General features: G+C 64.5%; 23 protein-coding genes. 9 read left to right on the top strand and 14 right to left on the bottom strand.

Annotation, left to right across the window (positions count from 1 at the left end; translation table 11 throughout):
* Window positions 1–304: 304 nt before the first annotated feature.
* The 4 genes from AB8717_RS06615 to AB8717_RS06600 form a co-directional block, all read right to left on the bottom strand.
* A complete protein-coding gene (locus AB8717_RS06615) occupies window positions 305–637 on the bottom strand; it encodes a hypothetical protein (protein ID WP_443750246.1) in 333 nt (110 codons plus the stop codon).
* Window positions 634–1,905, bottom strand: a complete 1,272-nt coding sequence (locus tag AB8717_RS06610) for a hypothetical protein (protein WP_443750245.1) — start codon at window positions 1,903–1,905, stop codon at window positions 634–636. The genes AB8717_RS06615 and AB8717_RS06610 overlap by 4 nt, the downstream gene beginning before the upstream one ends.
* A gap of 146 nt (window positions 1,906–2,051) precedes the next feature.
* Window positions 2,052–2,402, bottom strand: a complete 351-nt coding sequence (locus tag AB8717_RS06605; RefSeq protein ID WP_443750244.1) for a hypothetical protein — start codon at window positions 2,400–2,402, stop codon at window positions 2,052–2,054.
* Between the two features lie 127 nt (window positions 2,403–2,529).
* Complete coding sequence (locus AB8717_RS06600) at window positions 2,530–2,727, bottom strand: hypothetical protein (RefSeq protein WP_443750243.1); 198 nt, start codon at window positions 2,725–2,727, stop codon at window positions 2,530–2,532.
* On the opposite strand from AB8717_RS06600, the gene AB8717_RS06595 reads away from it, so the two are divergent.
* The 5 genes from AB8717_RS06595 (at window position 2,726) to AB8717_RS06575 (ending at window position 7,235) form a co-directional block, all read left to right on the top strand.
* Window positions 2,726–3,211, top strand: a complete 486-nt coding sequence (locus tag AB8717_RS06595) for a MarR family winged helix-turn-helix transcriptional regulator (RefSeq protein ID WP_443750242.1) — start codon at window positions 2,726–2,728, stop codon at window positions 3,209–3,211. The two genes, AB8717_RS06600 and AB8717_RS06595, sit on opposite strands and share 2 nt — an antisense overlap.
* The gene (locus AB8717_RS06590) at window positions 3,204–4,622 is read left to right on the top strand and encodes a chloride channel protein (RefSeq protein ID WP_443750241.1); all 1,419 of its coding nucleotides are present in this window, start codon (window positions 3,204–3,206) and stop codon (window positions 4,620–4,622) included. Before AB8717_RS06595 ends, AB8717_RS06590 begins: the two co-directional genes overlap by 8 nt.
* Window positions 4,623–4,673: 51 nt before the next feature.
* Window positions 4,674–5,492, top strand: coding sequence for a hypothetical protein (locus AB8717_RS06585; RefSeq protein WP_443750240.1), 819 nt, complete (start codon window positions 4,674–4,676; stop codon window positions 5,490–5,492).
* A gap of 64 nt (window positions 5,493–5,556) precedes the next feature.
* Window positions 5,557–6,678 carry a TPM domain-containing protein gene (locus AB8717_RS06580; protein WP_443750239.1) on the top strand — a complete coding sequence of 374 codons (1,122 nt, stop codon included), beginning with the start codon at window positions 5,557–5,559 and terminating at the stop codon, window positions 6,676–6,678.
* Window positions 6,679–6,806: 128 nt separating this feature from the next.
* Window positions 6,807–7,235: a GFA family protein gene (locus tag AB8717_RS06575; protein ID WP_443750238.1), complete on the top strand. Its 429-nt coding sequence runs from the start codon at window positions 6,807–6,809 to the stop codon at window positions 7,233–7,235.
* Window positions 7,236–7,409: 174 nt separating this feature from the next.
* On the opposite strand, the gene AB8717_RS06570 is transcribed toward AB8717_RS06575, so the two are convergent.
* From AB8717_RS06570 to AB8717_RS06540, 7 genes are all read right to left on the bottom strand, one after another.
* Entirely contained in the window at window positions 7,410–7,874 is a 465-nt protein-coding gene (locus AB8717_RS06570) for a hypothetical protein (protein WP_443750237.1), read from the bottom strand.
* A complete protein-coding gene (locus tag AB8717_RS06565) occupies window positions 7,874–8,821 on the bottom strand; it encodes a hypothetical protein (RefSeq protein WP_443750236.1) in 948 nt (315 codons plus the stop codon). The genes AB8717_RS06570 and AB8717_RS06565 overlap by 1 nt, the downstream gene beginning before the upstream one ends.
* Before the next feature lie 137 nt (window positions 8,822–8,958).
* Entirely contained in the window at window positions 8,959–9,741 is a 783-nt protein-coding gene (locus tag AB8717_RS06560) for a helix-turn-helix domain-containing protein (protein ID WP_443750235.1), read from the bottom strand.
* Window positions 9,738–11,210: a replicative DNA helicase gene (locus AB8717_RS06555; RefSeq protein ID WP_443750234.1), complete on the bottom strand. Its 1,473-nt coding sequence runs from the start codon at window positions 11,208–11,210 to the stop codon at window positions 9,738–9,740. Before AB8717_RS06555 ends, AB8717_RS06560 begins: the two co-directional genes overlap by 4 nt.
* A 191-nt stretch (window positions 11,211–11,401) precedes the next feature.
* Entirely contained in the window at window positions 11,402–11,785 is a 384-nt protein-coding gene (locus AB8717_RS06550; RefSeq protein ID WP_443750233.1) for an endonuclease domain-containing protein, read from the bottom strand.
* Window positions 11,786–11,956: 171 nt separating this feature from the next.
* Window positions 11,957–12,790: an O-acetyl-ADP-ribose deacetylase gene (locus tag AB8717_RS06545; RefSeq protein ID WP_443750232.1), complete on the bottom strand. Its 834-nt coding sequence runs from the start codon at window positions 12,788–12,790 to the stop codon at window positions 11,957–11,959.
* Window positions 12,787–13,476 carry a TetR/AcrR family transcriptional regulator gene (locus AB8717_RS06540; RefSeq protein ID WP_443750231.1) on the bottom strand — a complete coding sequence of 230 codons (690 nt, stop codon included), beginning with the start codon at window positions 13,474–13,476 and terminating at the stop codon, window positions 12,787–12,789. The genes AB8717_RS06545 and AB8717_RS06540 overlap by 4 nt, the downstream gene beginning before the upstream one ends.
* Window positions 13,477–13,808: 332 nt before the next feature.
* Between AB8717_RS06540 and AB8717_RS06535 the strand changes: the two genes are divergently transcribed.
* The 3 genes from AB8717_RS06535 to AB8717_RS06525 all read left to right on the top strand — a co-directional run bounded on the left by AB8717_RS06535 (window position 13,809) and on the right by AB8717_RS06525 (window position 19,798).
* Window positions 13,809–14,999, top strand: a complete 1,191-nt coding sequence (locus AB8717_RS06535; RefSeq protein ID WP_443750230.1) for an efflux RND transporter periplasmic adaptor subunit — start codon at window positions 13,809–13,811, stop codon at window positions 14,997–14,999.
* A gap of 186 nt (window positions 15,000–15,185) precedes the next feature.
* Window positions 15,186–18,401, top strand: a complete 3,216-nt coding sequence (locus tag AB8717_RS06530; RefSeq protein WP_443750229.1) for an efflux RND transporter permease subunit — start codon at window positions 15,186–15,188, stop codon at window positions 18,399–18,401.
* Window positions 18,401–19,798 (top strand): efflux transporter outer membrane subunit, encoded by a 1,398-nt coding sequence (locus AB8717_RS06525; RefSeq protein ID WP_443750228.1) that lies wholly within the window; start codon window positions 18,401–18,403, stop codon window positions 19,796–19,798. The genes AB8717_RS06530 and AB8717_RS06525 overlap by 1 nt, the downstream gene beginning before the upstream one ends.
* 233 nt (window positions 19,799–20,031) lie before the next feature.
* Here AB8717_RS06525 and AB8717_RS06520 read toward each other — a convergent pair whose 3' ends face one another.
* On the bottom strand, window positions 20,032–21,456 hold the full coding sequence (locus AB8717_RS06520; RefSeq protein WP_443750227.1) for a HEAT repeat domain-containing protein: 1,425 nt from the start codon (window positions 21,454–21,456) through the stop codon (window positions 20,032–20,034).
* A gap of 335 nt (window positions 21,457–21,791) precedes the next feature.
* Here AB8717_RS06520 and AB8717_RS06515 point away from each other — a divergent pair, with 335 nt between their 5' ends.
* The gene (locus tag AB8717_RS06515; protein ID WP_443750226.1) at window positions 21,792–22,604 is read left to right on the top strand and encodes a response regulator; all 813 of its coding nucleotides are present in this window, start codon (window positions 21,792–21,794) and stop codon (window positions 22,602–22,604) included.
* Between the two features lie 197 nt (window positions 22,605–22,801).
* Here the strand turns inward: AB8717_RS06515 and AB8717_RS06510 are convergent, their stop codons facing one another.
* Window positions 22,802–24,943 (bottom strand): glycoside hydrolase family 3 C-terminal domain-containing protein, encoded by a 2,142-nt coding sequence (locus AB8717_RS06510; protein WP_443750225.1) that lies wholly within the window; start codon window positions 24,941–24,943, stop codon window positions 22,802–22,804.
* Between the two features lie 89 nt (window positions 24,944–25,032).
* The gene (locus AB8717_RS06505) at window positions 25,033–26,133 is read right to left on the bottom strand and encodes a GDSL-type esterase/lipase family protein (protein WP_443750224.1); all 1,101 of its coding nucleotides are present in this window, start codon (window positions 26,131–26,133) and stop codon (window positions 25,033–25,035) included.
* Window positions 26,134–26,138: the final 5 nt, after the last annotated feature.

The raw sequence follows: 26,138 nt of genomic DNA, 5'->3' as shown, positions 1-26,138 counted from the left end.
CTTACCAGACAAGGACTCGACCCAAGCGCAAATTTTATTTTGGGGGTCTCGTTTGGGGTACCGCCTATCGGAGACACTCTTTATACCCATAATATCAATTGGTTAAAGGCTGAACGTGCGTCCGTGCCCACCCACCACTCTTCTTTCCGACTTCAATCCGTCGCTGATCCGGGAATAACGGTCAGCCGCCGTGTATCCGGACGCACGCGGGCGTCCACTTCCCCCGCTCTGGCGCCGTCGAATATCGCGAATTCCAGCACGCCCGCGAAGGCCACAAGGATTGCCTCCCGCCGGTCCAAGCCGGCTACCGCGCCCGTCGGGCGTCTTCGGGCCGCGCGGCGACCTGGTCCAGTTCCTCATAGGCGTCGGCGGCGGGACGCGCTTCATGCCCTGCCGCCTTGCCCCTGTCCGGACTGGCGGCATAGGCATCGTCAAGGAAGGTCCGGATCTGCACCTTGCTGAAGGCAAAGGGATCGGCGCGCTTCCTGAAAAGCCGGGTCAACAGGCCGCCCTTCGGCGCGACACGCGCCGCGACACCCGGCGCATCAAGGTCGAAGCGCCGCAGCGAGTCCGCGTTGAACTGCCTCACCTGCTCGATGGAGCGCAGGACACGATCTTTGTCGAAACGGTTCTTCACGACGGCTCTCCGATTTCCGAAAACTCCCAGTGTCCCCGGGTCATGGTCAGCAGGCGCACCGGGCCGGCCACGCCAAGGTTCTGCGCCAGCTTGCTTTCGGCGATGACCAGGTTCATCAGTTGCCCGCCGATGGCCGTCAGGTTGCGGGCGTTGGCCACGCCGATCTGGGCCAGTATCTTGCGCAGGGCGCTGTTGGCATCGCCCGCGACGGCCTTCTTGGCCAGGTCCGCCACATCGGAGCCGAAGGTCACCGCGATGAATTCCATATAGTCCTCGATGAGCGCCAGCTTGTCCTTGTCCATGCCCGACAGCTCGTTGCGCAAGCTCTGGAATATCCCGGACAGGGCATCGCGGGCTTCGTTTTGCAGGGCCCGCTCAAACTGGGGCGTAACGCCGAAAATCATTGCCCGGACCGCATGGTCCTGCGCGAAGGATGAAAAGTGCACGGCCTTGCCGTGGTCGTGCGTCACCTCGCCCTTGCCATAAGGCTGGTATTTCACAATGCCGCCGAAGGCGAACAGCACACGGATGGAAAACATCGACGGGGTTATGACGTCCTTGCCATATCCGGCGACGACGATCTGTGTCGTCAGCCGCATCAGGCTGGGTGGAATCCGGTTGGTGATGACGATCCGGGAAAACAGGGTCGCCAGACCCGGAATCGAGGCCTCGGGGAAGGCCGTGCCGGCCAGCTGCCTGCCCAGCGCCTTCGCCAGGGCACCACCGAGGTGGTCGTCCAGGAACTGCTCGAGGCGCGGGCCGCGCGGCACGGTGCCCATGTCCCAGGTGTCGAGCAAATAGTTGAAACGCCGGATCGCGGCGTCGGCCACGGCGGCGCTCAGCTGACCGTCGCGCTGCCAGCCCTCTCCGCCCAGAAAGCGGGTATATTCCAGCGCGAAGGCGTCGGCGAAGGTCTGGAAGCACGCGGTCTCCCAGTCGGGTCCGACAACGATTTTCGACTTCGCCTGAAGGTCCGAAAGGAATTCGACGATCTTGGCGGAATAGTCCGGCACCTCACGCGGTCCGGCGCCCGCATAGGCTTCGAACTGCTCGAAGACGGTATTCCACGGCACAGGCCCGAAGCTGCCCGACCCGCTCACCATGGCGGCGGCCGGCCCGTCCTTGTTGATGATGAAGATCTTGTCGACGCCGGTCTGGTGCTGGCTCTCGACGATCTTGCCGTCCCGGATGCCACCCGACATCGTCACGGCGGAATCCGCCCCCAGCACGATCGCCTGCTGGTTCATCAAGCATACTTCGCTGGTCATGCGTCAGCCCCCGCTTCCTCCCGCCACTGTACGGTCAGGTTAACGAACTTGCAACCTTGGGCTACCGATGCATCGAAAAGGCCGCCCGGGGGCATGGGCGGCCTTTTCCAGGGTGGACGGGAAACCGTCCGCGAAATGCGTAAATCTTACTGGCTGGCCGAGGAAGACGACGTGCCCGAGGCCGCGCCGGTGTCGGCCGTGGTCCCCGTCGTCGCACTGGTTCCGGCTGTCGTGCCGGCGGTGCCCGTGCTGGCGCCGGCGGTCGTATCCGTGGTCGCCCCCGCCGTGGCGCCCGGGACCGGAACGGTCGGGGCCGCGCCCGTGTCAGCCGAGGTCGAGGCCGAGGCCGAAGCGGAATCCGACGCCGAAGACGACGACGCGGCATCGTGCTTCTTGTGGTGCTTGGTGGACTGGGACTGGGCCTCGGACATGGCCGGGATGGCGATCATCGCCGTGACGATGGCGGCGGCGGAAGCGATCTGGATGAAGGATTTCATGACAACAAAGCCTTTCAGTTGCACCGGAGGCTGGTTCCGGCCCCTCAACCTTTGAGGCTCAGCCGGGCGAAAAGGCGGCGCTTATGCGGCCCGGGCCACTTCATAATCGAATCTTTATGAGCCGGATTTACCGGCGCGTTTTCAAAAGCTTCTGCATGACTTTCCCAAAATCTGGGAAATTTCGCTGTCCAATTGCGGCGCGCGTGCGGCGAATTCCCGGCGGCGCGATGAACGGCATAAAAAATGCTGCACCGCACTGGACATTTTCAGGCAACAGGTTTATCCCGCCGATTATATTGGTTCCCTTATAAATTGGCGTATCCATGCATTCGAACGAACACCCTAAAGTCGTCATGGAGTCGCTGCGGCGCATCGTCCAGGCGCTGCGGCAATCGGCGCTGCACAGCGAAAAGGCCTCGGGCCTGACCGGCGCCCAGGCGCTGGTCCTGCGCACGATCGGCGACCGCGAAGGCGCCTCGGTCAACGATCTGGCTGCCGCCACCTTCACCCATCAAAGCACCGTGTCCGAAGTCATCGCAAAGCTGGAGGCGCGCGGCCTGGTCCAGCGCCTGCGCTCGGACCAGGATGGCCGCAAGACCGCCGTCTGGCTGACGGCGGACGGCGTCACCACGCTCAGGGCCAGCCCGGCGACCGCCAACGAAAAGCTGATGAAGGCCGTCAACGGCCTGCCATCCGGGACGCTGGCGCAACTGGCGGCGACGCTGGAAGCCCTCACCGCCGCCGCCGGCCTGACGGATCAACCGGCCCGCATGTTCTTCGAAGACGACCAGAGTCAAAATCATGAGTAACCACGAACTGAAAAACGCCTCGACGACGCCGGGCCTGCCGCTGTCGCTGGGCCTCGGCCCCGTGCTGGAAAAGGCCGATGTCGCAAAGCATCCGCGCGCGCTCGACCGCAGAAGCCTGATGGTCGCCGGCCTGTGCATAGGCCTGGCAGTCGCCATGACGCCGATCGCCCGCGCCCTGATGGGCCTGATCGGGCTGATCACCAACCTGGTCTTCTACGGCCGCGTATCGTTCGACCTGGTGTCGCCCGCCGGCACCGGCCTGGGCCTGCTGATGCTGGCCGTGCCGGTCGTGGGATCCGTCATCGTCGGCCTGATGGCGCGCTTCGGCTCCAAGGCGATCCGTGGCCACGGCATCCCGGAGGCCATGGAGCAGATCCTGACCAATGACAGCCGCATCCCCGTGCGCATGACCTTCCTCAAGCCCCTGTCGGCGGCCATCGCCATCGGTACGGGCGGGCCGTTCGGCGCCGAAGGCCCGATCATCGCCACCGGCGGCGCGCTGGGCTCGCTGATCGGCCAGTTGATCCACGTCACGGCGGACGAGCGCAAGGTGCTGCTGGCGGCGGGCGCGGCGGCGGGCATGACGGCCATCTTCGGCACGCCGTTTTCGGCCGTGCTGCTGGCCATCGAACTGCTGGTGTTCGAGTTCCGTCCCCGCTCCTTCATCCCGGTGACGCTGGCGGCCCTGACCGCCATCATGCTGCGCCCCGTCTTCTTCGGCACCGAACCGGTCTTTCACATCGCCCAGCTTGCGGCGGCCAGCCCGGCGGCCATCGCGTCCTACGGCCTGGAAGGCGTCATCATGGGCGTCTTCGCCGTGCTGATCGCCAAGTCGACCTATTTCATCGAGGACCTGTTCGAGCACCTGCCGATCCACTGGATGTGGTGGCCGGCGATCGGCGGCCTGTGCGTCGGCCTGGTCGGGCTGGTTTCGCCGCACACCATGGGTGTCGGCTACGACAATATCGAACGCATATTGAGCGGCAATTTCGTCGGCACGGCGCTGCTGGTCTTCTGCCTGCTGAAGTTCGTATCGTGGTCGCTGGCGCTGGGCAGCGGCACGTCGGGGGGCACGCTGGCGCCGATCTTCACCATCGGCGGATCCTTGGGGGTGCTGATCGCGGAAGGCTTCAAGGCCGTCGCCCCCGGCATGGACATCGACGTCCGCATGGCGGCCCTGGTCGGCATGGCGGCGTGCTTTGCCGGCGCGTCGCGGGCCTTCTTCGCCTCGGTTCTGTTCGCGCTGGAAATCACCGGCCAGTTCAACACGCTCCTGCCCCTGCTGGCGGGCTGCTGCACGGCCTTCATGGTGTCGGCCTTCCTGATGAAGACGACCATCATGACGGAAAAGCTGGCGCGGCGCGGCCACCACGTGCCGTCCGACTACGTGCCGCATCCGCGCGCGTCGTAAGATTGACTTTTCCGGAATTTCAGAGCCTTCTCGAACGACAGGGGGGCGGAAATGCCGGAAAAACAGAAACTCACGGGCGGTCAGGTGGCCGCCCGCATCGCGCTGGCCATTGTCGGCGCCGGGGCGGCCGCGGTCGCGCGCAGCTGCACGCAGGACATGTTCGACGCCAACAATGCCGACAAGATGGCCGAGCAGGTCGATGCCGAACTGACCAGCGACCCAAGCTTTTCGAAATCCTTCGTCCTTCTGAAAGACCACTTCCCAAACGACTACGCCGCCTTGAAATCCGGCGTCGTCGATCTGGCAAAGTCCGGGAAGGGCAAGGACGCGGTCGCCAACTTCTCGTTCTACACAATGCGGCGCTTCATGATCGCCCATACCGCCGACTTCATGGCCGCCGGCTCCCCGGCCCTGTCCAGCTTCCGCAAGGCGCAAATCGACTGGTTCGAGGCCTTGCTGCAGCAGTCGCCCGACTATTGCGCCTATATCATCAAGCCGCAGGGACCGCGGGAGATGCCGTTCAGCGACGCCACGAAACGGGTGGGCGACACCATGCTGGCCGCCCAGTTGTCCGCCATGGTCGACGGCCAGACCGCCAAAATCAGCCGCAAGGCGCCGACGCAGGCCATCTATCGGAATCTGGGCAAGGCGATGGTCCGCCAGGGGATGACGCCCGCCGATCTCGACGCCGCCAGCGACATGAAAAAACTCGACAGCCTTCCCGACGCGCCGAAATGCCGGATCGTGATCATGGAGTTGAAAGCCATAGACGCCCTGCCCGCGGCTGAAGCCGACTCGGTGACTGTTGCCGCCTTCAAGGACGATTCCGACGCGGCGGCAGCGGCCCTCAACAGCGCCCCACCGCAGTGAGCGTGCTTGACACCACCCGTCACGCCCTGTCACCCTTGCCCGCAACGGAGCGGAGGGGATAGCCATGAAGACGGCATGTCTGGCGGTTCTGGCGGCGGCGTTTGTCAGTGCGCCTGCATGGGCCGCGCCTGACGCCTATCCGCCGCTGACGGGCGACGTGGTCGACGACGCCCATGTGCTGTCGCCGGCGACGCGGCAGATCCTGACCGACGACCTGGCAAACCTGCGCCACGCCACCGGCCACCGCCTGGTGGTGGTGACCGTCGGCTCGCTGCACGGCCAGGACATCCAGGCCTACGGCATCGGGCTGTTCCGCGCCTGGAAGGTCGGGCGCAAGGGCTATGACGACGGCACGCTGCTGATCATTGCGCCGGCGGATCACAAGGACCGCATCGAGGTCGGCTACGGACTGGAAGGCGTTTTGACCGACGCGGCCTCGGGCATCATCCTGCGCGACACCGTACGGCCCTATCTCAAGGCCGGGGACATCGACGGCGCGGCCCTGGCGGGCGAGCGCGCCATCGCGGCCAGGATCACGCCGCCCGGCGCGCCGGCCGCAAAGCCCGTCCCTCCCCCCATGCCCGACGCACCGTGGTGGGTATGGCTGATCTTCCTCGGCATGGCGGGGATGGTGGCAGGCTTTGGCGCCCTGGTCTTCATCGCCGTGCGCGCCGCCTTCCGCAGCGCGGCGCAGGCGCACAGGACCGCCTTCGAAAAGGCCGCGTCCAGGCAGGTTCACGAGGCCGCCGAGGCCGCCATCCGCCAGGCGCGCGCCGCGGCCGAAACCGCCCAGGCCGCCCGGGCCATGGCCGCCGGCATGACGGCCGGCATGCCGAAACCGCCGCCGTCCAAGTCCTTTCAGCAATCCTATGACGAGGCCAGGGCCTGGGTCGAAGAGATGAAGAACCGCCCCGGCACCGTCTACCGGCGCGGCCCGATGCAGGACACGGCCGAGCCGGTCGAGCCTTTTGCCGCCGCGGCAGCCACGGCCGCCGCCGCCGAGGCCGTCGCGCCCGATCCGGCAGAACCGGCGCAACCGGCCTGGGAGCCGCCCGCCGCCGGCATTCCGGACACAGCGCCCGCGCCTGCCTCCGACCCTGCCCCGGCTCCTTCTCCGCCGGAGGACGATTCCCGCAACTATACCGGCGGCTCGGCCGGCGGCGGCGGGGCCAGCGACAGCTGGTAGACGGCGACAAAAAACAGCGTTACGTTCCAACCGTTCCCGGTTATCCGCGCATATACGCCTTTATTTTGTCGCGCAATGTGTCCCAAAAGTGCGTCACACTTTTTGGATCGCGCTCCAGGGAGATCGTCATGTCCGATACGCTGTCCGGCGCGTGCTTTTGCGGCGCCGTCGAAATCGAAGTCACCGGCGCGCCCGAGGCCATGGGCTATTGCCACTGCCGCTCCTGCCGGTCGTGGTCGGCGGGGCCGGTCAACGCCTTCAGCCTGTGGAAGCCGGAAAACGTCCGCGTGACGAAGGGTGAGGACAAGGTCGGCACCTACAACAAGACGGCGATGAGCTTCCGCCAGTTCTGCACCGACTGCGGCGGTCACCTGATGAGCGGGCATCCGCCGCTGGGCCTGACGGACGTCTATGCCGCGACCATCCCCGGCCTCGACTTCCAGCCGATGCTGCACGTCAACTATCAGGAGACCGTGCTGCCGATGAAGGACGGCCTGCCCAAGATGCGCGACTTCCCCGCGGACTTCGGCGGGTCGGGAGAACTGATGGCGGAATAGCCACGGAAGCGGAAGCCGTCCGTTACGGGAACGCCATCAGCCCGCGCTATCTCGAGCTTTTCCGCGAGGAATTGGCGGACAAGCCTGGGATGTCGAGCGGGCCTGAGGCCCGACAGGCCTTGCCGTCGCTGTCACCGTGTGGCCGCCCTGGATTTTCGGATGCCTTCAGGCCGCCTAGGATTTCGGCTTCACCTTGTCGTAGGCTGTGGAAACGCCTTTGAACGTATCGCCGGACGGTGATTTGATAAACGCCGCGACCGCGACGCCGAGGTCGATGAACGCCGCCAGTTCGGAAATGCGCTTGCCGACTTCGTCGATCTTGTCGATCGAGTCCTGGGCGTTTTGGGTAACATCCTCGAGGCCGGCAAGCGTCTGCCAGTCGGCGTCAAGCTCCGCCAGGCCGGCCGCCGCCCGCATGCTTCCCGCGAGGCTGGTGAACTGCCCAAGCTGGCTGAACAGGGTGTTGCTTTCCAGGTTCCATATCTGCGCCTCATGCCAGTCCGCCGGACATGGTCCCAACAGGCTTTGCTGCTGATCGGCGATGGCGGCGCAGTGGTCGAACAGGTCGGCCAGGGTCTGAAAGTCCGCGGCCGATGCTGTCGCCGGCGCTTCGGCGGCTACCGTATTGTCTGCACTCATTATGCACCTCCCTTGGCGAAAGCCTTGTTGACGGCCTGAAGGCTGGTCTGCAACGCCTGGCCGTCCTTCGCGAGTTGCTCGGCCAGGTCACGGTCGTTCAGACGCGTCGCCTTCAGCGTCAGATGCGAAAGCGTCAGCTGGGCCGCCAGCACCGACTGCCGGTAATCCTCAAGCGCACGGTCCTGGGTGTCGATGGCACTCAGCCGGGTGCAATAGTCCTGAACGACGGCCATCAGTTGCGCATTGTCGAAATCGGCCGGGTGAACGCCCGACGCACAGATATTGACCTTGGCTGAGTCGAACCGGGCCTGCTCCAAGGCGGCTTCCGTTGTCGTCAGGGGGAAGCGCCGTACCGCCGTACCGTTCGCGTCCTGGACGGGGATACTGCGCTCGTAGAGCAGGAAATACTTCCTGGCCAGGACCGTGCGCTCGTCGCCGAGGTCCTTCTTCAGGTTCGTGTAGGCGATGTCATAGACCAGGGACAGGGACTGTGTGGCCAGGGGCTGGCCCTGGACGATCAGCGCACGGAGCGTTTCCTCCTGCCGCCCGCGATTCACCAGCGACGAAACAAGCTTGGCCAGGCCGAAGCCTGCCTGGATGCGATCGCGATATTCCGCCTTGTCCGTCGTCGCCAGGGTCGATGTGGACAGGGCGGCGATTTCACCGCTGTTGTCGAATTTAGTGCCATCGGACGCGCTCTTGAGCGCCAGGAAGTAGTCCTTCAGGATGGTGTTGGCCTCGTTCAGCCTCTGGCTCAGCGCATCGTCGTTTTTGCAGTCTGTCGGAGAGATTTCGTTCTGCCGCGCGCAGGACGTCTTGAAGCCGTCGGCTACGGTGCTCCATGTCGCGGTCGCGCCGGTCAGCTTGGTCGATATCCCGCTGACGGCATCGAGGTTGGTGCAGGCTCCCAGCGGAATACAGGCCAGCAGGATTGCAAATTTTTTCATGTCGCCCCGTCATGCAAAAATTAACTATTCAGCCGTGTTTGCACGAATGGGTGAAATACACAATCATCAGGGGATATTTCGAGCGCGCATTTGTAGAAAAAGCCGTGACAATCATCCAGGGTAGTGGCGCGAATGCATCAACCGGGATCGCCGCGGGCCAGGCAAGAGGGCGCCAGACACCCCGCCTCTCCCGGCTTCGCCCCCCAGTCGGGGCGCCACCAGCCGCGTTCGCGAAAGGCCCTGAGACGGAAGTCCCAGTCGACGGCGGGCGCACCGTCCTTCGGTATGAAATCGCGCCAGACGTCGCCCGCGATCCAGCGGTCGAAGGCCTTGACGAACTGGCCGTTGTCCTTTTTCGCCTCGGGCGCTCCCGCATAGGCAGCCACGGCCACCGTCAGTCCCGCCCGGTCGGGTTCCGACAATCCCTGCCACGCCCTGAACGCTTTGACCTTGTCCGAACGGCCACGAAAATGCGGATAGGCCCGCCACGCCGCCTCGAAGGCTTCCGGGTATTGCGCCCTGCCCTTCGGCTTCCAAGACGTATATGTATTTATATGAGGGTTAAGTGGGGGTTCTGCTGTCCGGTTTGGCGCACATTGGGTACCGGTTTCGCGCACATTGTCCTGTGCGTTATCGTCACACATCTGTGCGTTTGGCGCACACAGGCGCACGCAGTCGGACGTCCGGGTGCCGTCGTCGCGGCTGCGGCGTTCGCGTGAAATCAGCCCCGCCTCTTCCAGCCGTCCCATGGCCTTGCACACGGTTTCGCGCCGCACGCCGCACCGTTCCGACAGCGTACCCTGGCTGATCCAGGTTTCGCCGCGGATATCGGCGGCTTCGGCCAGCACCATGAGCACGCATTTGGCGGTAATGTCGGGCGCCCCGGCGCGCGCCGCCCAGTTCAGCATCACGCCGCTCATGCGTCCTCGCGGTTCATCAGGTGATCGAACTCGGCACGATAGGTCAGGAAGGCGCTGGCGGCCCCGGTGCGCCGGCCCTTGTTGATGATGACCTCCATGAGGTGCTCGATCTCGAACAGCCGCATCTCCTGGGCCTGGGTGCACCTTTGCCGTTGCAGGTAATAGGCCTCGCGGAAGGCCAGGAGCACGAAGTCGGCGTCCTGCTCGATGGCGCCGCTGTCCTTCAGGTCCGACATCTGCGGGCGGCGGTCGTCGCGCTTTTCGACCTCACGCGACAGCTGCGACAACAGGACGATGGTGCAGCCGGCCTGCCGCGCCAGCTGCTTCAGCCCCTTGGTAATGTCGCCGATGACGCTGGCCTCGTTGCGGTTGCGCACGTCGCCGCGATGCATCAGTTGCAGGTAGTCGATGACGACCAGGCCCAGCGGCCCCTTGCGCTTCATCGCCCAGACGCGGCGGCGCACGTCGTCGAGCCCGAGGTTCGGGCAATCGACCAGGGCCAGGTTCTTCGGCAGCAGCTTTCGCGCCGTCCTGACCGCGTCGAGCGCTTCGGCTGGCAGCGGGCCCAGGATCATGTCGCGATGGGGAACGCCCCGTCCCATGTCGTGGGTGATGGCCGACAGGGCGCGGCACGTCATTTCCTTAGGCCCCATTTCGAGGCTGAAGAAGGCGGCCTGACGATCGGGGTTATGGATGGCGAAGCCCTGCGCCATGGCGCGCGCCAGCCCGGTCTTGCCCATCGACGGCCGCCCGGCCACGATGATGACGTCGCCCGCGATGAAGCCGCCGATGGCCGTGTCGATGCACGACAGGCCGCATTTCAGCCCGCGCGACTGGCCGGTTCTGGCCGCCTCCTCAAGTTCGTCGAGCACGATGTCGCCCATCTCCCCGATCGGCTGGATATCGCTGTCGGCTCCGCCGGTGCCGCGCAACAGATCCTCGGCGGCGTTCAGCATATAGGCCACGACTTCGTGCGAAGGGCGGGCATTGTCGCCGATCGCCATGCGCGTGGCGGTGTGGGCGATGCGGGCGGCTTCGCGGCGCGCCCAGTCGTCGGCCAGGACCGACGCCATCTCCTCGGCATAGCCCGGCGGGCAACTGGCGTCCCACAGGCTGGCCAGATAGTCGTTGCGCTTCGAGGTCCGGTCGAGGTCGAGGAGGCCTTCGTCGCCCCGCAGCGCCGCGCGGACGCCGCCCAGGGTCACGGGCTGGCCCTTGGCGTTCAGGTCGACGGCGACGGAGAAGATGCGCTGGTGGACGGGCTCGGCGAAGTGGTGCGGCTTCAGCCAGCCGAAGGGCGGAAAGGCATCGCCATCGGCCAGGATCGCGCCCAATACGTCCTGGGCGGCGTCGAGGATAGAAAAGGATTGTCCGGCATTGACGGACGCCTCCTTCGCGCCCGTGTACGGGGCTAGGGGGAATGCGGGGAGTTCCGCATAGCGGGGGACGTGGCCGAAGGAAGCAAGCAAGAAAGAAACCCCACCACCACATCTCACTCGCCCTTGCTTTGCAAGGGCCCACTCGTGCGGTCCCCCTCCCCATCGCTTCGCGACGGGGAGGTACAAGAGGGCGGTTGCGAACCTCTTGTACCTCCCCGTTTTCGCAGAAAATGGGGAGGGGGACCGCCCGGAGCGTTAGCGTAGGGTGGTGGTGGGGTTTCTTACTTTCTTGCCCTGGCCGCGACGCGCTCCAAGGCCACCAGCACCGCGCCGTCCGCCGCATCGTCGGCATTGCGATAAACCTCTCCGGCCGGAATACGATAAACCGCAATCCCGCGTTCGCTGAGCCAGGCATCGCGTGAGGCGTCCTTCTCGATCCGGTCGTCTTCGTAGTGGTGTGAGCCATCGACCTCGATGGCCAGCTTGGCTTTTGCCGAATAGAAGTCGAGGATGAAAGGGCCGACCGCGTGCTGGCGGCGGAAATTCAAGCGGTCTTCGTCATCGGCGCGGTTTCGCAGGCGTTCCCAGAGGAGCCACTCAGGCTCGGACATGGCGCGGCGCATCTTGCGGGCCAGGGCGACCTTGGGTGTGTAGTCTTTGGGCATAGCGTCCGTGGAAAGATCGGCAAGAAAGCAAGAAACCCCACCACCACATCTCACTCGCCCTTGCTTTGCAAGGGCTCACTCGTGCGGTCCCCCTCCCCATCGCTTCGCGACGGGGAGGTGTGGAAGGTGTAGGTTCGAATGTGTATTTATTCTCGCTGAACGGCTGGAAAACTAGGTCACAAGTTTGTCGCGGATCAGCTTCAAGATTCGCTCCACACCAGGGCGTTGATCGGGATCGGGCGGCCGCCCGAAGTGATTCCATTTACGCCAAAGATAGAACATCATCGCTCGCAGTTCCGGCAATGAATTTGCTTCAGAAAAGTCTGCCGCGTCGTTCGACGGTAATAAACGGTAGGGGTATTCCCGATTGTCAAAAGTCGCGGCAAATCGAACGACCTCGGACCAATCGGTGCAACCCAGCGGCACCTCGTCCGCGCGTAAGGCGTCACTGGCAATAGCTGTCCCTACGACAGGGACTTCCGCGAGAAGCCATCTGTAAATTTCAAGGTCCGCCTCCGAGAAACAGCAAAAGGTGATGTCAATGAGCGTGCCCGGCTTGCGGCAAAATTCCCAGGCCGTCCTGACGGCGACACGTGCCGCCTCATTTGCCGGGTAGCCGAAAATGCCTGTGCTGATACAGGGAAAAGCTATTGAGCCCAACCCCCGATCCACCGCGATGGCAAGTGAACGCGCGTAGCAGGACCGCAGAAGCTCCGGCTCACCGTTTTCGCCACCGCGCCAAACAGGTCCGACCGTATGAATAATGTACTTCGCCTGCAGCCGATAACCTTTGGTGATCTTCGCCTCGCCGGTCTTGCAGCCGCCGAGCAGCCGACACTCGTGCACAAGATCCGGACCTGCTGCCCGGTGAATGGCGCCGTCCACCCCGCCACCGCCAAGCAGCGAACTGTTGGCGGCGTTTACGATGGCGTCGACTGGAAGCTTGGTGATGTCGGCGCGCAGGGCTCTGAATGCGACGCCGTTAATGCTCAGCCCATCCGTCACGGAAACAAAAACGCCGTCGTCGCCCGGGCGATGTCCGTCAGCTCTTTCCGCCCGGCCCCGGCTCTCGCGCGCATCAGCAGGTTCGACGTCAAGCCACTGATGATTTGTGTCAGTATCTTCGGGTCCTTGTCGGCGCCCAGGCAACCGAAATAGCGCGCGCCTTCGAAAAACGACTGGAAGCGCCGGTCGAAGCCCTCGATCGTCGCCTGAAGCATTTCCAGGATCGATTCGTGCTGCGGCGCCTCGTTCAGCGCCGTGCACATGAAGGCGCAGCCCAAGGGATGGTCGGCCTCGCCCGTATAGGCGGCGATCATGATGTCGAAATAGCGGTCGATGATGCCGCGCATCGAATCGCCCTCGCCATTGCACGTCAGCACACCGTCCAGCTGCGCGCGCAGATCGCCCTGGTAGCGCTCCATCGCCTTGATATAGATGGCTTCCTTGTCGCCGAACGCCGCCGCCAGCGAAGGCCGCGATACGCCCGTGGCCGCCGCCAGGTCGTCGAGCGAGGTGGCGGCGAAACCCTTCATCCAGAACAGCTCAAGCGCCGTATCCAGCACGGCGTCGGGGCAGAAGGCCCGAGGCCGGCCGCGTTTCCTGCCCGAGCAGGCCGCAACATCGCCCTGCCCGTGACAGACAGCGGCATCGATATCGAACATCAGCTCCGTTGGCTTCGGATCGTCCATGGTACGCGAACCCTTCAGCGACTTCCCTGCTTGCGACCGTTCATGGTGACATAAACTGACACCATGCGGCCGCATATCCGTTAGCGCAAGACTACCCGCCTTTATGGGCCATGACCAGACCGCAAATTGCGGCCTGATAATGCGGACCTGCGCCTCCGGAAATGGTTTAGCAGAATTATTTGCGAAGTCGCATAAAAATATGTTTACAAAGTGGCCTTCCCGCTCTATTTATATGCGTGTTCGCACATAAATAGGTCTTGACCGCGGGGGATCAAGGCCTTCGCTTCCCTGTATTTGCGCGTACATCTCCTTTCTCCCCGAAGGATCGTCTCATGCTACCCACTGAATTCCTCTCGTCCGTTCATACGGCCCAACGCCGCACGCTCCTGGCCGCGGCCGCCGTCACCGTCATCGGCCTCGGCGCGCTGACCGCCATCGCCGTCGCGCCCAAGGCGTCGTCCCAGGCCGCGCCGCAGGCCGTACCCGTCTCCGTCGCCACTGTCCCTGAACAGAATGTCGCCACCTGGACGGCCTTCTCGGGCCATCTCGAAGCCGTCGACCGCGTCGAGATCCGCCCGCGCGTCGCCGGCGCCATCAAGAGCGTGCACTTCCAGGAAGGCGCGCTGGTCAAGGCCGGCGACCTGCTCTTCACCATCGATCCGGCGCCGTTTGTCGCCGAGGTCAACCGCGCCAAGGCCAATGTCGCCTCGGCCGAGGCCCGGCTGACGCTCGCCCAGTCCGAACAGGACCGCGCCCAGCGCCTGTGGACCGACCAGGCGATTTCGCAGTCCGACGTCGAAAGCAAGGTCAACGCCTTCAAGTCGGCCCAGGCCGGCGTCGAAGCGGCCCGCGCCGACCTGCAGATCGCGCAGCTGAACCTTTCCTATACACAGGTGCGCGCGCCCGTTTCGGGCCGCGTCGGCCGCATCGAGGTCACCGCCGGCAACCTGGTGGCGTCTGGCCCGCAGGCGCAGATGCTGACCTCGCTGGTGTCGGTCAGCCCGATCTATGCCAGCTTCGACGCCGACGAGGCCATTGTCGGGCGCACCCTGGAAGACCTCAAGGCGGCGGGCGCCGGCCTGTCGGCCATCCCCGTGACGGTCGAGTCCGGCGCGGGTGAAGCCCCCGTCGACGGCAAGCTTCAGCTGATCGACAACCAGTTCGACAACGGGTCCGGCACGCTCCGCGTCCGCGCGGTGTTCCAGAACGCCGACGGCAAGCTGATCCCCGGCCAGTTCGTCCGCGTCCGCATGGGCTCGGCCACCACCCGTCCGGCCATCCTGGTCAACGAGGCGGCGGTCGGCACCGACCAGGACAAGCGCTTCGTCTATGTCGTCGATCAAGGCCACAAGGTCAGCTATCGCGAAGTGACGCTGGGCGACTCGGCCAACGGGTTACGGGTCGTAAAGTCCGGCCTCAAGCCTGGCGAGCGCGTCATCGTCGACGGCATCCAGCACGTCGGCCCCGGCTCGGTCGTCGCCGAGCAGGCCGTCCCGATGGACAAGAAACAGCCGGTGGTGTGAGGCGGTGTGACGCGCCGCGCTCCCGAGAAGGCACTGCCCGAAAAAGGCGGATAATTTAGTCTTCTTGGCCCTCCCCATAAATGGGGAGGGCCAAGTGAAACAAGTTACGCACGGACCAAGCCCCTCCCCACCGCATGTCCGCGGCCACGGATGCGCCTTGCCCGATTTTTCCGAAAGAGGCCTAAAATGAACCTCTCCAAATTCTTCATCGACCGGCCGATCTTCGCGGGCGTCCTGTCGCTTCTCATCGTCGTCGCGGGCCTTTTGTCGCTGCGCGTCCTGCCCCTGTCCGAATATCCGGAGGTCGTGCCGCCCCAGGTCGTGGTGCGCGCCGTCTATCCGGGCGCCAACCCCGCCGTCATCGCCGAAACCGTGGCCGCGCCGATCGAAGAGTCGGTCAACGGCGTCGAGAACATGCTGTACATGAACTCGACCACCACGACCGACGGCGTCATGACGCTGACCGTCACTTTCAAGCTGGGCACCGATCCCGACCTGGCGCAGCAGATGGTGCAGAACCGCGTGTCGCAGGCCGAGGCGCACCTGCCCGGCGACGTGCGCGCACTGGGGATAACGACTGAAAAGTCCCAGTCGTCCCTGCCCATGGTCATCCACATCGTGTCGCCCAACGGGCGCTATGACGAAACCTACCTGCGCAACTACGCCCTGCTCCACGTCAAGGACCGCTTGCAATCGATCAAGGGCGTGGGCCCGATCCAGATGTTCGGCGGCGGCGACTACGCCATGCGCATCTGGCTCGATCCGCAGAAGGTCGCGGCGCGCAACCTGTCGGCCACCGACGTCGCCAACGCCATCCGTGAGGAAAACGTCCAGGCCGCCGCCGGCATGGTCGGATCCTCGCCCGGCCTGCCCGACATCACGCTCCAGCTGTCGATCAATGCCGACGGCCGTTTGAAGACCGAGGAAGAGTTCCGCGACATCATCGTCAAGACCGGCGCCGACGGCTCGGTCACGCGGCTGGGCGACGTCGCCCGCGTCGAAATGGGCGCGTCCGACTATTCGCTGCGCTCGCTGCTCGACAACCAGAAGGCCGTCGCCATCCCGATCTTCGAGACGGCCGGGGCCAATGCGCTTCAGCTTTCGGCCGATGTGAAATCGACCATGGCCGACCTCAAGAAGGCCATGCCCGAAGGCGTCGACTACCGCATCGCCTACGACACCACCGAATACGTCCAGGAATCGATCGACTCGGTCATCCACACCCTGATCGAAGCCATCATCCTGGTCGTCATCGTCGTCATCCTGTTCCTGCAGACCTGGCGCGCCTCGATCATTCCGCTGCTGGCCGTGCCGGTGTCGGTGGTCGGCACGTTCGCCGTCATGCACGCCTTCGGCTTCACCATCAACGCGCTGACCCTGTTCGGGCTGGTGCTGGCCATCGGCATCGTGGTCGACGACGCCATCGTCGTCGTCGAAAACGTCGAGCGCAATATCGAGCTGGGCAAGACGCCGCGCCAGGCCACCTACCAGGCCATGCGCGAAGTGTCCGGCCCGATCATCGCCATCGCGCTGGTCCTGGTCGCGGTCTTCGTGCCGCTGGCCTTTATCAGCGGCCTGTCGGGCCAGTTCTACCGCCAGTTCTCGCTGACCATCGCGATTTCGACCGTCATCTCGGCGATCAACTCGCTGACCCTGTCGCCGGCGCTCGCCGCCCTGCTCCTCAAGGGCCACGACGCCCCGAAGGACGGCCTGACCCGCGTCATGGACAGCACGCTCGGCGGCTTCTTCAAGGGCTTCAACCGCGTCTTCAAGACGGGGTCTGAGCGCTATTCGAAGTCGATCGGCGGCATCGTGACGCGCAAGGGCACCATGCTCGGCATCTATGCCGTGCTGGGCGGCCTGGCGCTGCTTATGTTCCATATCGTGCCGTCGGGCTTTATCCCGCAGCAGGACAAGGCCTATCTGGTCGGCATGGTGCAGCTTCCCGACGGCGCCACGCTTGACCGCACCGAAGCCGTAGTCAAGAAGGCCGGTGAGATCGCCCTGGCCCAGCCCGGCGTCGCCCACGCCGTGCAGTTCCCCGGCCTGTCGATCAACGGCTTCACCATTTCGTCGTCGTCCGCCGTCGTCTTCCTGCCGCTCAAGCCCTTCCATGACCGCCATGGCGCGGCCCTGTCGGCGGGCGCCATTGCCGGCGCGCTGAACCAGAAGTTCGCGGGCATCAAGGAAGCCAATGTCATCGTCTTCCCGCCCCCGCCCCTGCTGGGCCTGGGCACCACGGGCGGCTTCAAGCTCCAGCTCGAAGACCGCGCCGGCCTCGGCTACGCCGAACTCGACCGCGCCACCAAGGCCGTGATCGCCAAGGCGTACCAGACCAAGGAACTGGCCGGCGTCTTCACCTCGTACCAGATCAACGTGCCGCAGCTTTACGCCAATATCGACCGCACCCGTGCGCGTCAGCTGGGCGTGTCGGTCAGCGACGTCTTCCAGACGATGCAGATCTATCTCGGCTCGCTTTACGTCAACGACTTCAACCGCTTCGGCCGCACCTACAGCGTCCGGGTCCAGGCCGACGCCGCCTTCCGCGCCCACGCCGAAGACATCGGCAACCTGAAGGTCCGTTCGAACACCGGCGAAATGATCCCCCTGTCGGCCGTGCTCAAGGTCGAGCCGTCCTACGGCCCGGTCACGGCCAGCCGCTATAACGGCTTCCTGTCGGCCGATATTTCCGGCGGCCCCGCCCCCGGCTATTCGTCGGGCCAGGCCCAGGCCGCCATGGAAAAGATCACCAAGGAGGTCCTGCCCCAGGGCATCGGCGCCGACTGGACCGAGCTGACCTACCAGCAGATCCTGGCCGGCGACTCGTCGACCCTGATCTATCCGCTGGTCATCCTGCTCGTCTTCCTGGTGCTGGCGGCGCAGTACGAAAGCACGGTCCTGCCGATCGCCATCCTGCTGATCGTGCCCATGGGCCTGTTGTCGGCCATGACCGGTGTCTTCATCAGCCACGGCGACAACAACATCTTCACCCAGATCGGCCTGTTCGTCCTGATCGGCCTGTCGGCGAAGAACGCCATCCTGATCGTCGAGTTCGCCCGCGAACTGGAACTGTCCGGCCTCAGCCCGCGTGAAGCGGCGGTCCGCGCCAGCCGCCTGCGCCTGCGGCCGATCCTGATGACCTCGATCGCCTTCGTCATGGGGGTGCTGCCGCTGGTCCTGTCGTCCGGCGCCGGTTCCGAAATGCGCCGCGCCATGGGCGTGGCTGTGTTCTCGGGCATGATCGGCGCCACGATCCTGGGCCTGTTCCTGACCCCCTTCTTCTACGTCCTGCTGCGCGCCCTGTCGGGCAACCGGCCGCTCAAGTCCCACGCCTCGACCCTCGAAGGCGAAGGCCCTGAGCACGATGCCCCGGCGCACGCCCATATCGAGGAGGCCCACTAATGGTCCGCGCTCTCAGTCTCTCCTTGACCGCCCTGCTGCTGGCCTCGTGCGCCTCGGCCCCGGTCGAAAAGGCGGCCCTGCCCAACACCCCCGCAGCCTTCAAGGGCGCGGCGGTGGAGGGTCCGGCGGCCCCCGTCCAGCAGGCCGGCGCCTGGTGGCTGGTGTTCAACGACCCGGTCCTCAACGACCTGATCGGCCGGTCGATGGGATCCAACACCGATATCGCCACGGCCGAGGCACACCTGACCCAGGCCCGCGCCCTGCTCAAGGCCGCGCGGTCGAGCTTCTGGCCGCAGGCCGGTGTCACCTATACCGCGGCGCGCGGCACCGACGTGCTGGGCACGCCCCTGCCCCAGGGCAAGGCGGCCAATGCCCACAGCCTGGACCTCGATCTCAGCTATGAGGTCGACCTGTTCGGACGGCTGGCCAAGGCGTCGCAAGCCGCCAAACTGGACGCCCGTTCGGCCGAGGACCTGCTGCACGATACGCAACTGCTGGTCCAGTCGCGCGTGGCGCAGTCCTACTTCGCACTGCGGGCTTTGGATGAAGACCGCGCCATCGTCGCCGAAACGCTCGACGCCTATCGCGGCAGCCTGAAGGTGACGAAATCGCGCTTCGCCAATGGCGACGTCGCCGAACTGGACGTGGCACGCCTCGAAACCGAGGTGTCGGCGACCGAGGCCGAGGCCCTGGCGCTGGACCAGCAGCGCGCCGAACTGGCCAATGCCCTGTCGGTGCTGGTGGGGGAACCCGCCACCACCTTCGACGTCAAGGCGCAAACCTGGGCGTCGCAGCCCTGGGCAGGCGCCGTGCCGGTCATCCCGGCGGGCATCCCGTCGAACGTGCTGAAGCGCCGGCCCGACGTGCTGGCGGCCGAAGCATCGATGACGGCGGCCGAACGCCGCGTCGGCGTGGCGCGCGCCGCCTGGTTCCCCTCCCTGACCCTGACGGGCAATGGCGGTTACGCCTCGACCGATCTCGACACCCTGTTCGACAAGGGCTCGCAGACCTGGTCGCTGGCGGGCATCCTTACCCAGGCTGTGTTCGACGGCGGGCGCCGGAACGCCAATATCGACTATGCGAAGGGCGGCATGGAGGCGTCGTTTGCCGGCTACCGCCAGAGCGTCCTTGTCGCCTTCTCGGACGTCGAGGACCAGTTGTCCGACCTCAGCTATCTGCGCCAGCAGGAAGCGGCGGAAGGCCGGGCGGTTGATGCGTCCAACCGCGCGCTTCGCCAGGCGCAGTCGCTCTATCGCAACGGGTCGTCGTCTCAGCTCGAGATGCTCGACGCCCAGCGCCAGCAACTGGCGGTCCGCCGCCAGGCCCTGCGTGTCCGCGCCGCGCAGTACCAGTCGACCGTGGGCCTGATCCGCGCCCTGGGCGGTGGCTGGGGGTAACTCCAAATCAGAACCTCCCGCTTTCTTGTACCTCCCCGTTTTCGAAGAAAATGGGGAGGGGGACCGCACGAGCGAGCCCTTGTGAAACAAGGGCGAGAGAGATGTGGTGGTGGGGTTTCTTACTTACTTTCCAGGCCTCACCGGGGCAAAGAAAGCAAGAAACCCCACCACCACCCTTCGCTAACGCTTCGGGCGGTCCCCTCTCCCCATCGCTACGCGACGGGGAGGTACAATTACGATTTTCTCCCAAGCAACCGCGACCAAAAGCTCCGCCGGGGAACTTTTCCAGCTTCGAAATCGGCGACGAACGCAGGAATGCTGTCGTATCCAATCGCCTTCAAATGATGCCCCAGGTTGGCGTGAATATAATGCTCATCGATCTTGAAGCGGCGGGCGATCGACGCATAGGCCGCGATGAAACGGTCGTCTAAAGCCTTCTTATGCGCTTGAAGCGCGGCATGAACCACCTTTGGAGATTCATCGCTCAAGCCCCTCAAAAGGGCATCGATCGCGTCCGGAGCCTGAACGCTTTTTCCAATCGCATAGAGGGCTGCCCCCCGTATGTCTTCATTCGGATGTGACGCCGCAGGCACAAGGTAGCGACTGCAATCGCGGCCCGACGCTTCCAGGACGTAACTCGCAAATCGGAACAGCTCGACATTGCTAGTGCTTTCGGCAATCGGTCCGACGCGATCAACCCATTCGGCGGCATGGTCCTTGGCGTACCAATGAATGGCCTGGCATGCCGTCAGTTGCTGCCCCTCGTCCCCTTCCAGATGGTCGTGCAGGAAGCGGTGCGCTTGAGGATAGGCGAATTCAGCCAGTATCAAAAAGGCTTTGCGACGAAAATCCGGATCATCGGATGCGGCAATCCGGACCATCTCATCCACGCTTTTCGCGGATATCGACGTCAGCTTGCCAAAACCGTCGAGAGCGGCCGATTTTTCGCTCCTTTTGTCCGTCGAATTGAAAACCGTCAGCAGGTGCTCGTCATCGCCGCCCATGGAGTAGCCGAACCAGTTCGGCCCGTCTTTCGTCGCAATCCCGGATATTATTTCGTCCAGCCATCGCTCATACCAATCGAGGAAGTTTGCTTCGAAACAGAATTGCGGCAGGTATCGGTCGACGTCGACATTTACGACCCTGCCTGCGTTCGGACCTTGCAGGACGAGGGCGTGATAGCTTTGGCACCCCTGATGCCCAATCGGCAGCAGACCTCCGAAAAGGCGTCTGTTGCCTTCGGCATAATCATCGTCGGAGATATCGTCCGCATCGAGGGGCTTCGCCGCTTCGTCCCATTCGGACTGCGGCATATCAGGGTTGACGAAAGGCTGCGCCCGGAGATGGCCATTCTGCTTGTAAACAAAGGCGTCGATTTTCGCTCCGAACGGATAAATTCCGTAGAATGGGCCCGCCGCCGACCGGCCATTACGGTCAGGCGTTCCATTCCCGACCTGCGTCAGAAAAGCCCGGTAATGCGCGGGAAGGTCGATACCGTGCTCGGTTTCAAACGCGCGTATCTGCGCCTCGGACACCTTAGGACCGATAGCATAACGATGACTCTCCGCGCCAAAAACGGCGAACGTCCGATCCGCCGCCGCGGCCGCCTTGAGCTTCCGAACGATCCGAATGCACTGCGCGTCGATGTCTGGCGTCATGTCCACTGCCTTGATAGGGTTTCATTCGTCGCTTGACGTCTAACAACTGCGCTTAGGAAGACAAGGCTCTCTTCTACCTACCAGCGAAAGGCGCCCAGCTCTTAATTCCCGTAAAATTAGAATTCACGCCCCCGAAAACGGCCCCATATTACCAATATTCACGGTTAACGCGCATTAAGCACCAAGTCTTCGCGCACGGTCAAAAGAGTACACCCACCCCGCCCTTTACAAATCAAAGCAGTTGTTAATAATTGTCTGCTTGAATTGAAGGACAACAGGGAGGCGGCAATGCCACGGCCACGACCACACCTGTTCCGGCCAGAGGTATAAAGACCATGCCGGGACAGTCGCCCACGCCCGCTATGTTCGGGAGCGTACTTGTTCTGGATAACGACAGGCCGCACGCACAACACGCGGCGCGACTGCTGCACGAGCAACGCTGGACCTCGTCCCTCACTTTCAATTCCGCCACCGCGATCCGGACGCTGCAAAGCACGCGCTACCGCATGATCTTGGTCGATTCCTATATCGACGGCGCGCATTTCCGCAGCTTTGTCGACAAGCTGCGCACCGCCGCCCCGACGACGCCGATCACCGCCATGATGCTGCGCGGGCAACGCGGCGAGACCGCCCATGACTATCTGAACTTCGGCGCGGATTTCGTTCTGCTCAAGCCGGTGGAATCGCATGGCGTCAAGGCCGTCATCGCCGATGTCAGCGCCTGGCACCGCAAGCGTCAGCGCCAGCATTGCGTGCTGGTGATAGAGCAGGACGTGGAGTTGCGCGCCGAGCTGTGCGCCGTGCTGGCTCAGGTCGGCTACAAGGTGAAGGCCGCCGCCAATATGGAGGACGCCTTTTTCGACCACGACCTGGGCGCGGTCAACGTCATCGTCACCGCCGTGCTGATCCCCGGCATCGGCGGCATCGAAGGCACCCGGCAGGTGCGGAAAGAGTTTCCGCACATCCATGTCGTCGCCATGTCGCGCGCGGTCAACGACAAGATTACCGCCGAACACGTGCTGGCTGCCGCGCGCGAGGCCGGCGCCGAAGAGACCCTGGCCAAGCCCTTTACGATGATCAGCTTCCTGAAGGCCGTCGAGCACGTCCTGCAGTCCGAGCCGCGCCTGGTTGAGGCGGAAGAGGAATAGGTTCGAATTTCGGCGCGCGTGTCATCGACGCTCCCCCCTTCCGTCACTCGCTCCGCTCGCGCCACCTTCCCCTTAAAAGGGGAAGGAAGAGATTTCTTTAATTCCTTCCCTGCGGAGCGGGGAAGGTGGCTGGGTCGGCGTCAAGCCGATCCAGACGGAAGGGGCAAGCCGTCGGCTTCACAAACGCCGAAATAAACCTACTTCACCGTCACCGTCGTGCTCAGCGGCGTATCGGCCGACGAATCCCCGACCAGCAAGCTTACGGGTTCCGCCTCGACCTCGAAGGCCTGCTTGGCCACGTTCCAGTAGGCCAGCTGGCTGGCCTTGAGCGTGATATGCACGGTCTTCGTCTTGCCCGGCTCGACATGGACGCGCTGGAAGCCGGCAAGCGCCCGCTCAGGCCGCTCGACCTTCGACTTCAGATGCCGGACATAGAGCTGGACGACGACGTCGCCTTCGCGCGTCCCGGTATTGGTCACATCGACGTCAGCGACCATCGATCCGCCCTTCGCCAGCCCCCTGGGCGCCTTCAGGTTGGAATAGCGGAAGGTCGTGTAGCTCAGGCCGAAGCCGAACGGATACAAGGGCTTGCCCTTGGCATACATATAGGTGCGGCCGTGGCGGATATCGTAATCCATCATCGGCGGCAATGCGTCCATCGACGCCGGCCAGGTCTCGGTCAGATGGCCGCCCGGCGTGTACGCGCCGAAGATCACCTTGCCCAGCGCCGTACCCTCGTCCTGCGAGGCGTGCGTCATATGCAGGATGGCCGGCACGTGGTCCTGCGTCCAGTTGATCGTGTAGGGAAAGCTCGACACCAGCACGACGATGGTCCTGGGGTTGGCGGCGTAGACCGCCTTGACCAGCTCTTCCTGGGCCAGGCTGAGCGTCTCGCGGTCGCGCCCTTCGCGGCCGTCGCCGGGATCGGCGCACGGCTTGGTGCCGTCATTCGTCCAGTCGTGCGCCATGTTCGGCCCGCAGGTCGGGTCGTTGCCGACGACGACGATGGCCACGTCCGACGCCTTGGCCGCCTGGACCGCCGCGTCCTGCGCGTTGTCGGCGGCGTAGTTGACCGCCACACCCTGCCCGGCCGCCGCCTTGATGCCTTGCAGCGGCGTCACCAGAGCCGCCGGATAGCCGCCGTACCAGTCCCAGTGCACGCTGTCGGCCAGCGGCCCGATGACCGCGACTGACTTCAGCGCGGCCTTGTCGAGCGGCAGGGCGGCATGATCGTTCTTCAGCAGGGTCACCGACTCCAGCGCTACCTTCAGGGACACGGCCCGGTCGTGATCACCCAGCCACGGCTCAAGCCCGCTACCGATCTTGTTGTAGGCGACGCCTTCCGGCGGATCGAGCAGGCCGAGCCTGAGCGTCACGGCGAACTTGCGGCGCAGGCCAGCGTCGATATCGGCTTCCGTCGCCGTTCCGTCCTTCAGGGCCGCGTGCAACTCGTCCTTATAGGTGTCGAGGAACTGGTTGATGCCCGCCTTCAGGCAGGCCACCACCGCCGCTTCCTGCGTCGGATAGCGTTTGTAGAGCTGGACCAGGTTCTTGACCGCGCCGCCGTCGCTGGAGATGACCTCGGCGCCCCACTGGTCGATGACCAGGCTTTGCAGCACGGGATTGACGCCCATCGGCGTGCCGTTCCAGGCATTGTACGACGCCATCACGCCCTTGCCGCCGGCTTCGAAGCCCATGCGGAAGGGCACGGAATAGTATTCGTGGAATTCGCGCTCGTCGAAATCCGAAGACGACGAACCGCGCCCGTTCTCGTTGCTGTTGGCCAGGAAGTGCTTCATCAGCGACGCGGCCTGCCAGTATTTCGGATCGTCGCCCTGAAGGCCGCGGACATAGGCCTGGACCATGGTGCCGTTGAAGAAAGGGTCTTCGCCGTAGACCTCTTCGCTGCGGCCCCAGCGCGGATCGCGCATAAGATCGGCCTGCGGACCCCACTGCATCAGGATCGGACGCTTGTACTTTTCCGACTGGGTGATGTAGCGCGCCTCATAGCCCTGTACGCCGGCCGCCTGGCGGATCAGGTCGGGGTCCCAGGTCTCGCCCATGCCGGGCGGCTGCGGAAACTGCGTCGTCGGGATCGAGGCCCAGCCGCGCTTTTCATTGCCACGCTGGACGACGCCGTGGATGCCTTCGGAACTGCCGAAGCTGGGAATGCCCAGCCGCGCCACCGAGCTGTTGGTGCTGAGCGCGTCGATCTTCTCGTCGATCGTCATCAGCGACAAAATGTTGTCGATGCGTTGCGCCGCCGGAAGCTGAGGATTGCGAAAAGGATAGCTGGTGTCCTGCGCCCTCGCCTGCATGGCGCCGAGGCTCAGCGCCACAACGGCAGCCGAAAGGAGAAATCGATTACATTTCATAGCGTGTCCCACCCGTTTTATTGTGTATCGTCTGTTGTACGCTTTAACCCGCCCTAACCCAGCGCTTTTTTGAAAAGCGGCTCAAGCTCGTCGGCGATGCCGATATGGTCCTCGGCGATCGGGTGGCCGTTGGCCGGGCGCCCGGCATAGTGCTTGATATTGGCGTGGCTGACCAGAGGCGAGCGCAGGCGGCGCACGACCTCGTCGATATAGGCCTGAAGCACGGTGCGCCGGGGGATGGCGTCGTCGGTGGCGATCGGCGTGTCGATCAGGAAGACCACCGCCTTCGGCGCGTCGCGGCGGACCTTTTCGACGAATTCGACGTAGGCGTTGACGAACTCGTTCTGGTCGGGAATGCCCTGGTTGAAGTCGTTCTGGCCCAGCATGATGCCGATCGCGTCGGGGACATAATTCGCCGGATTCCACAGCGGCCCAGCCTCGTCCGGCGCGGCGCGCTCATAGAATTGCGGCGCGTTATTGGTGTCGCGGATGCCCTGCCAGTCGCGGATCAGGCCGCGCCCGCCGTACGACACCAGATGGACCTGGGTGTTCAGACGCTTCGCCAGCAGCTTGGCATAGGTCTTCTGGGCGTTGTTGACCGTCATGTCTTCGCGCGGATCGTCGCGCGCCACGTCGCAGGCCGCCCCGCAGGTGATCGAGTCGCCGATGAACATCAGCTTTTTCGCCGGCAGGTCCGGCGGCGTCACGAACCCGCCGCCCTCGACCGTCGCCCCGGCAATGTCCCACACGCCTTCCCAGCTTTCGTTGCGCCGCGCGATCTCGACCGTGTGCGTGCCGGCCGTCCCTTCGAAGGCGACCAGCTGTTGCGCGCCCTTGGCCAGGTGCACCATCTTCGGCGCGCCGCCGTCGACGCTGATGTCGAGATAGAGGTTGTCGCTCGACGCCGCCGTCTTGAGGGTAAGCTTCGTCCCATCGAAGCGCGTGCGCAGCACCACGCCCGGAAAGCCCGCGCGCACCGTGCCGTCGCCCATGTCGGCGGTCCGGCCTTCATAGCTGAGCAAGGGGCTGCGCGCCTGGACCTCTTTCGGCGCGGGAGACGCCTTGGCCTTGCCCGACGCTCTGGCGAATGCGGGCCCGGCGGCCAAGGCGAACGCGCCCGCGGACAGGGCGAAATGGCGACGGCTGACGGTCATGACGG

Origin of the sequence: Asticcacaulis solisilvae, from assembly GCF_052327315.1 — a bacterium.
GTDB lineage: Bacteria > Pseudomonadota > Alphaproteobacteria > Caulobacterales > Caulobacteraceae > Asticcacaulis > Asticcacaulis solisilvae_B.
Note: the sequence above shows the minus strand (reverse complement) of the source record. Positions and strands in the feature narration are given on the sequence as shown.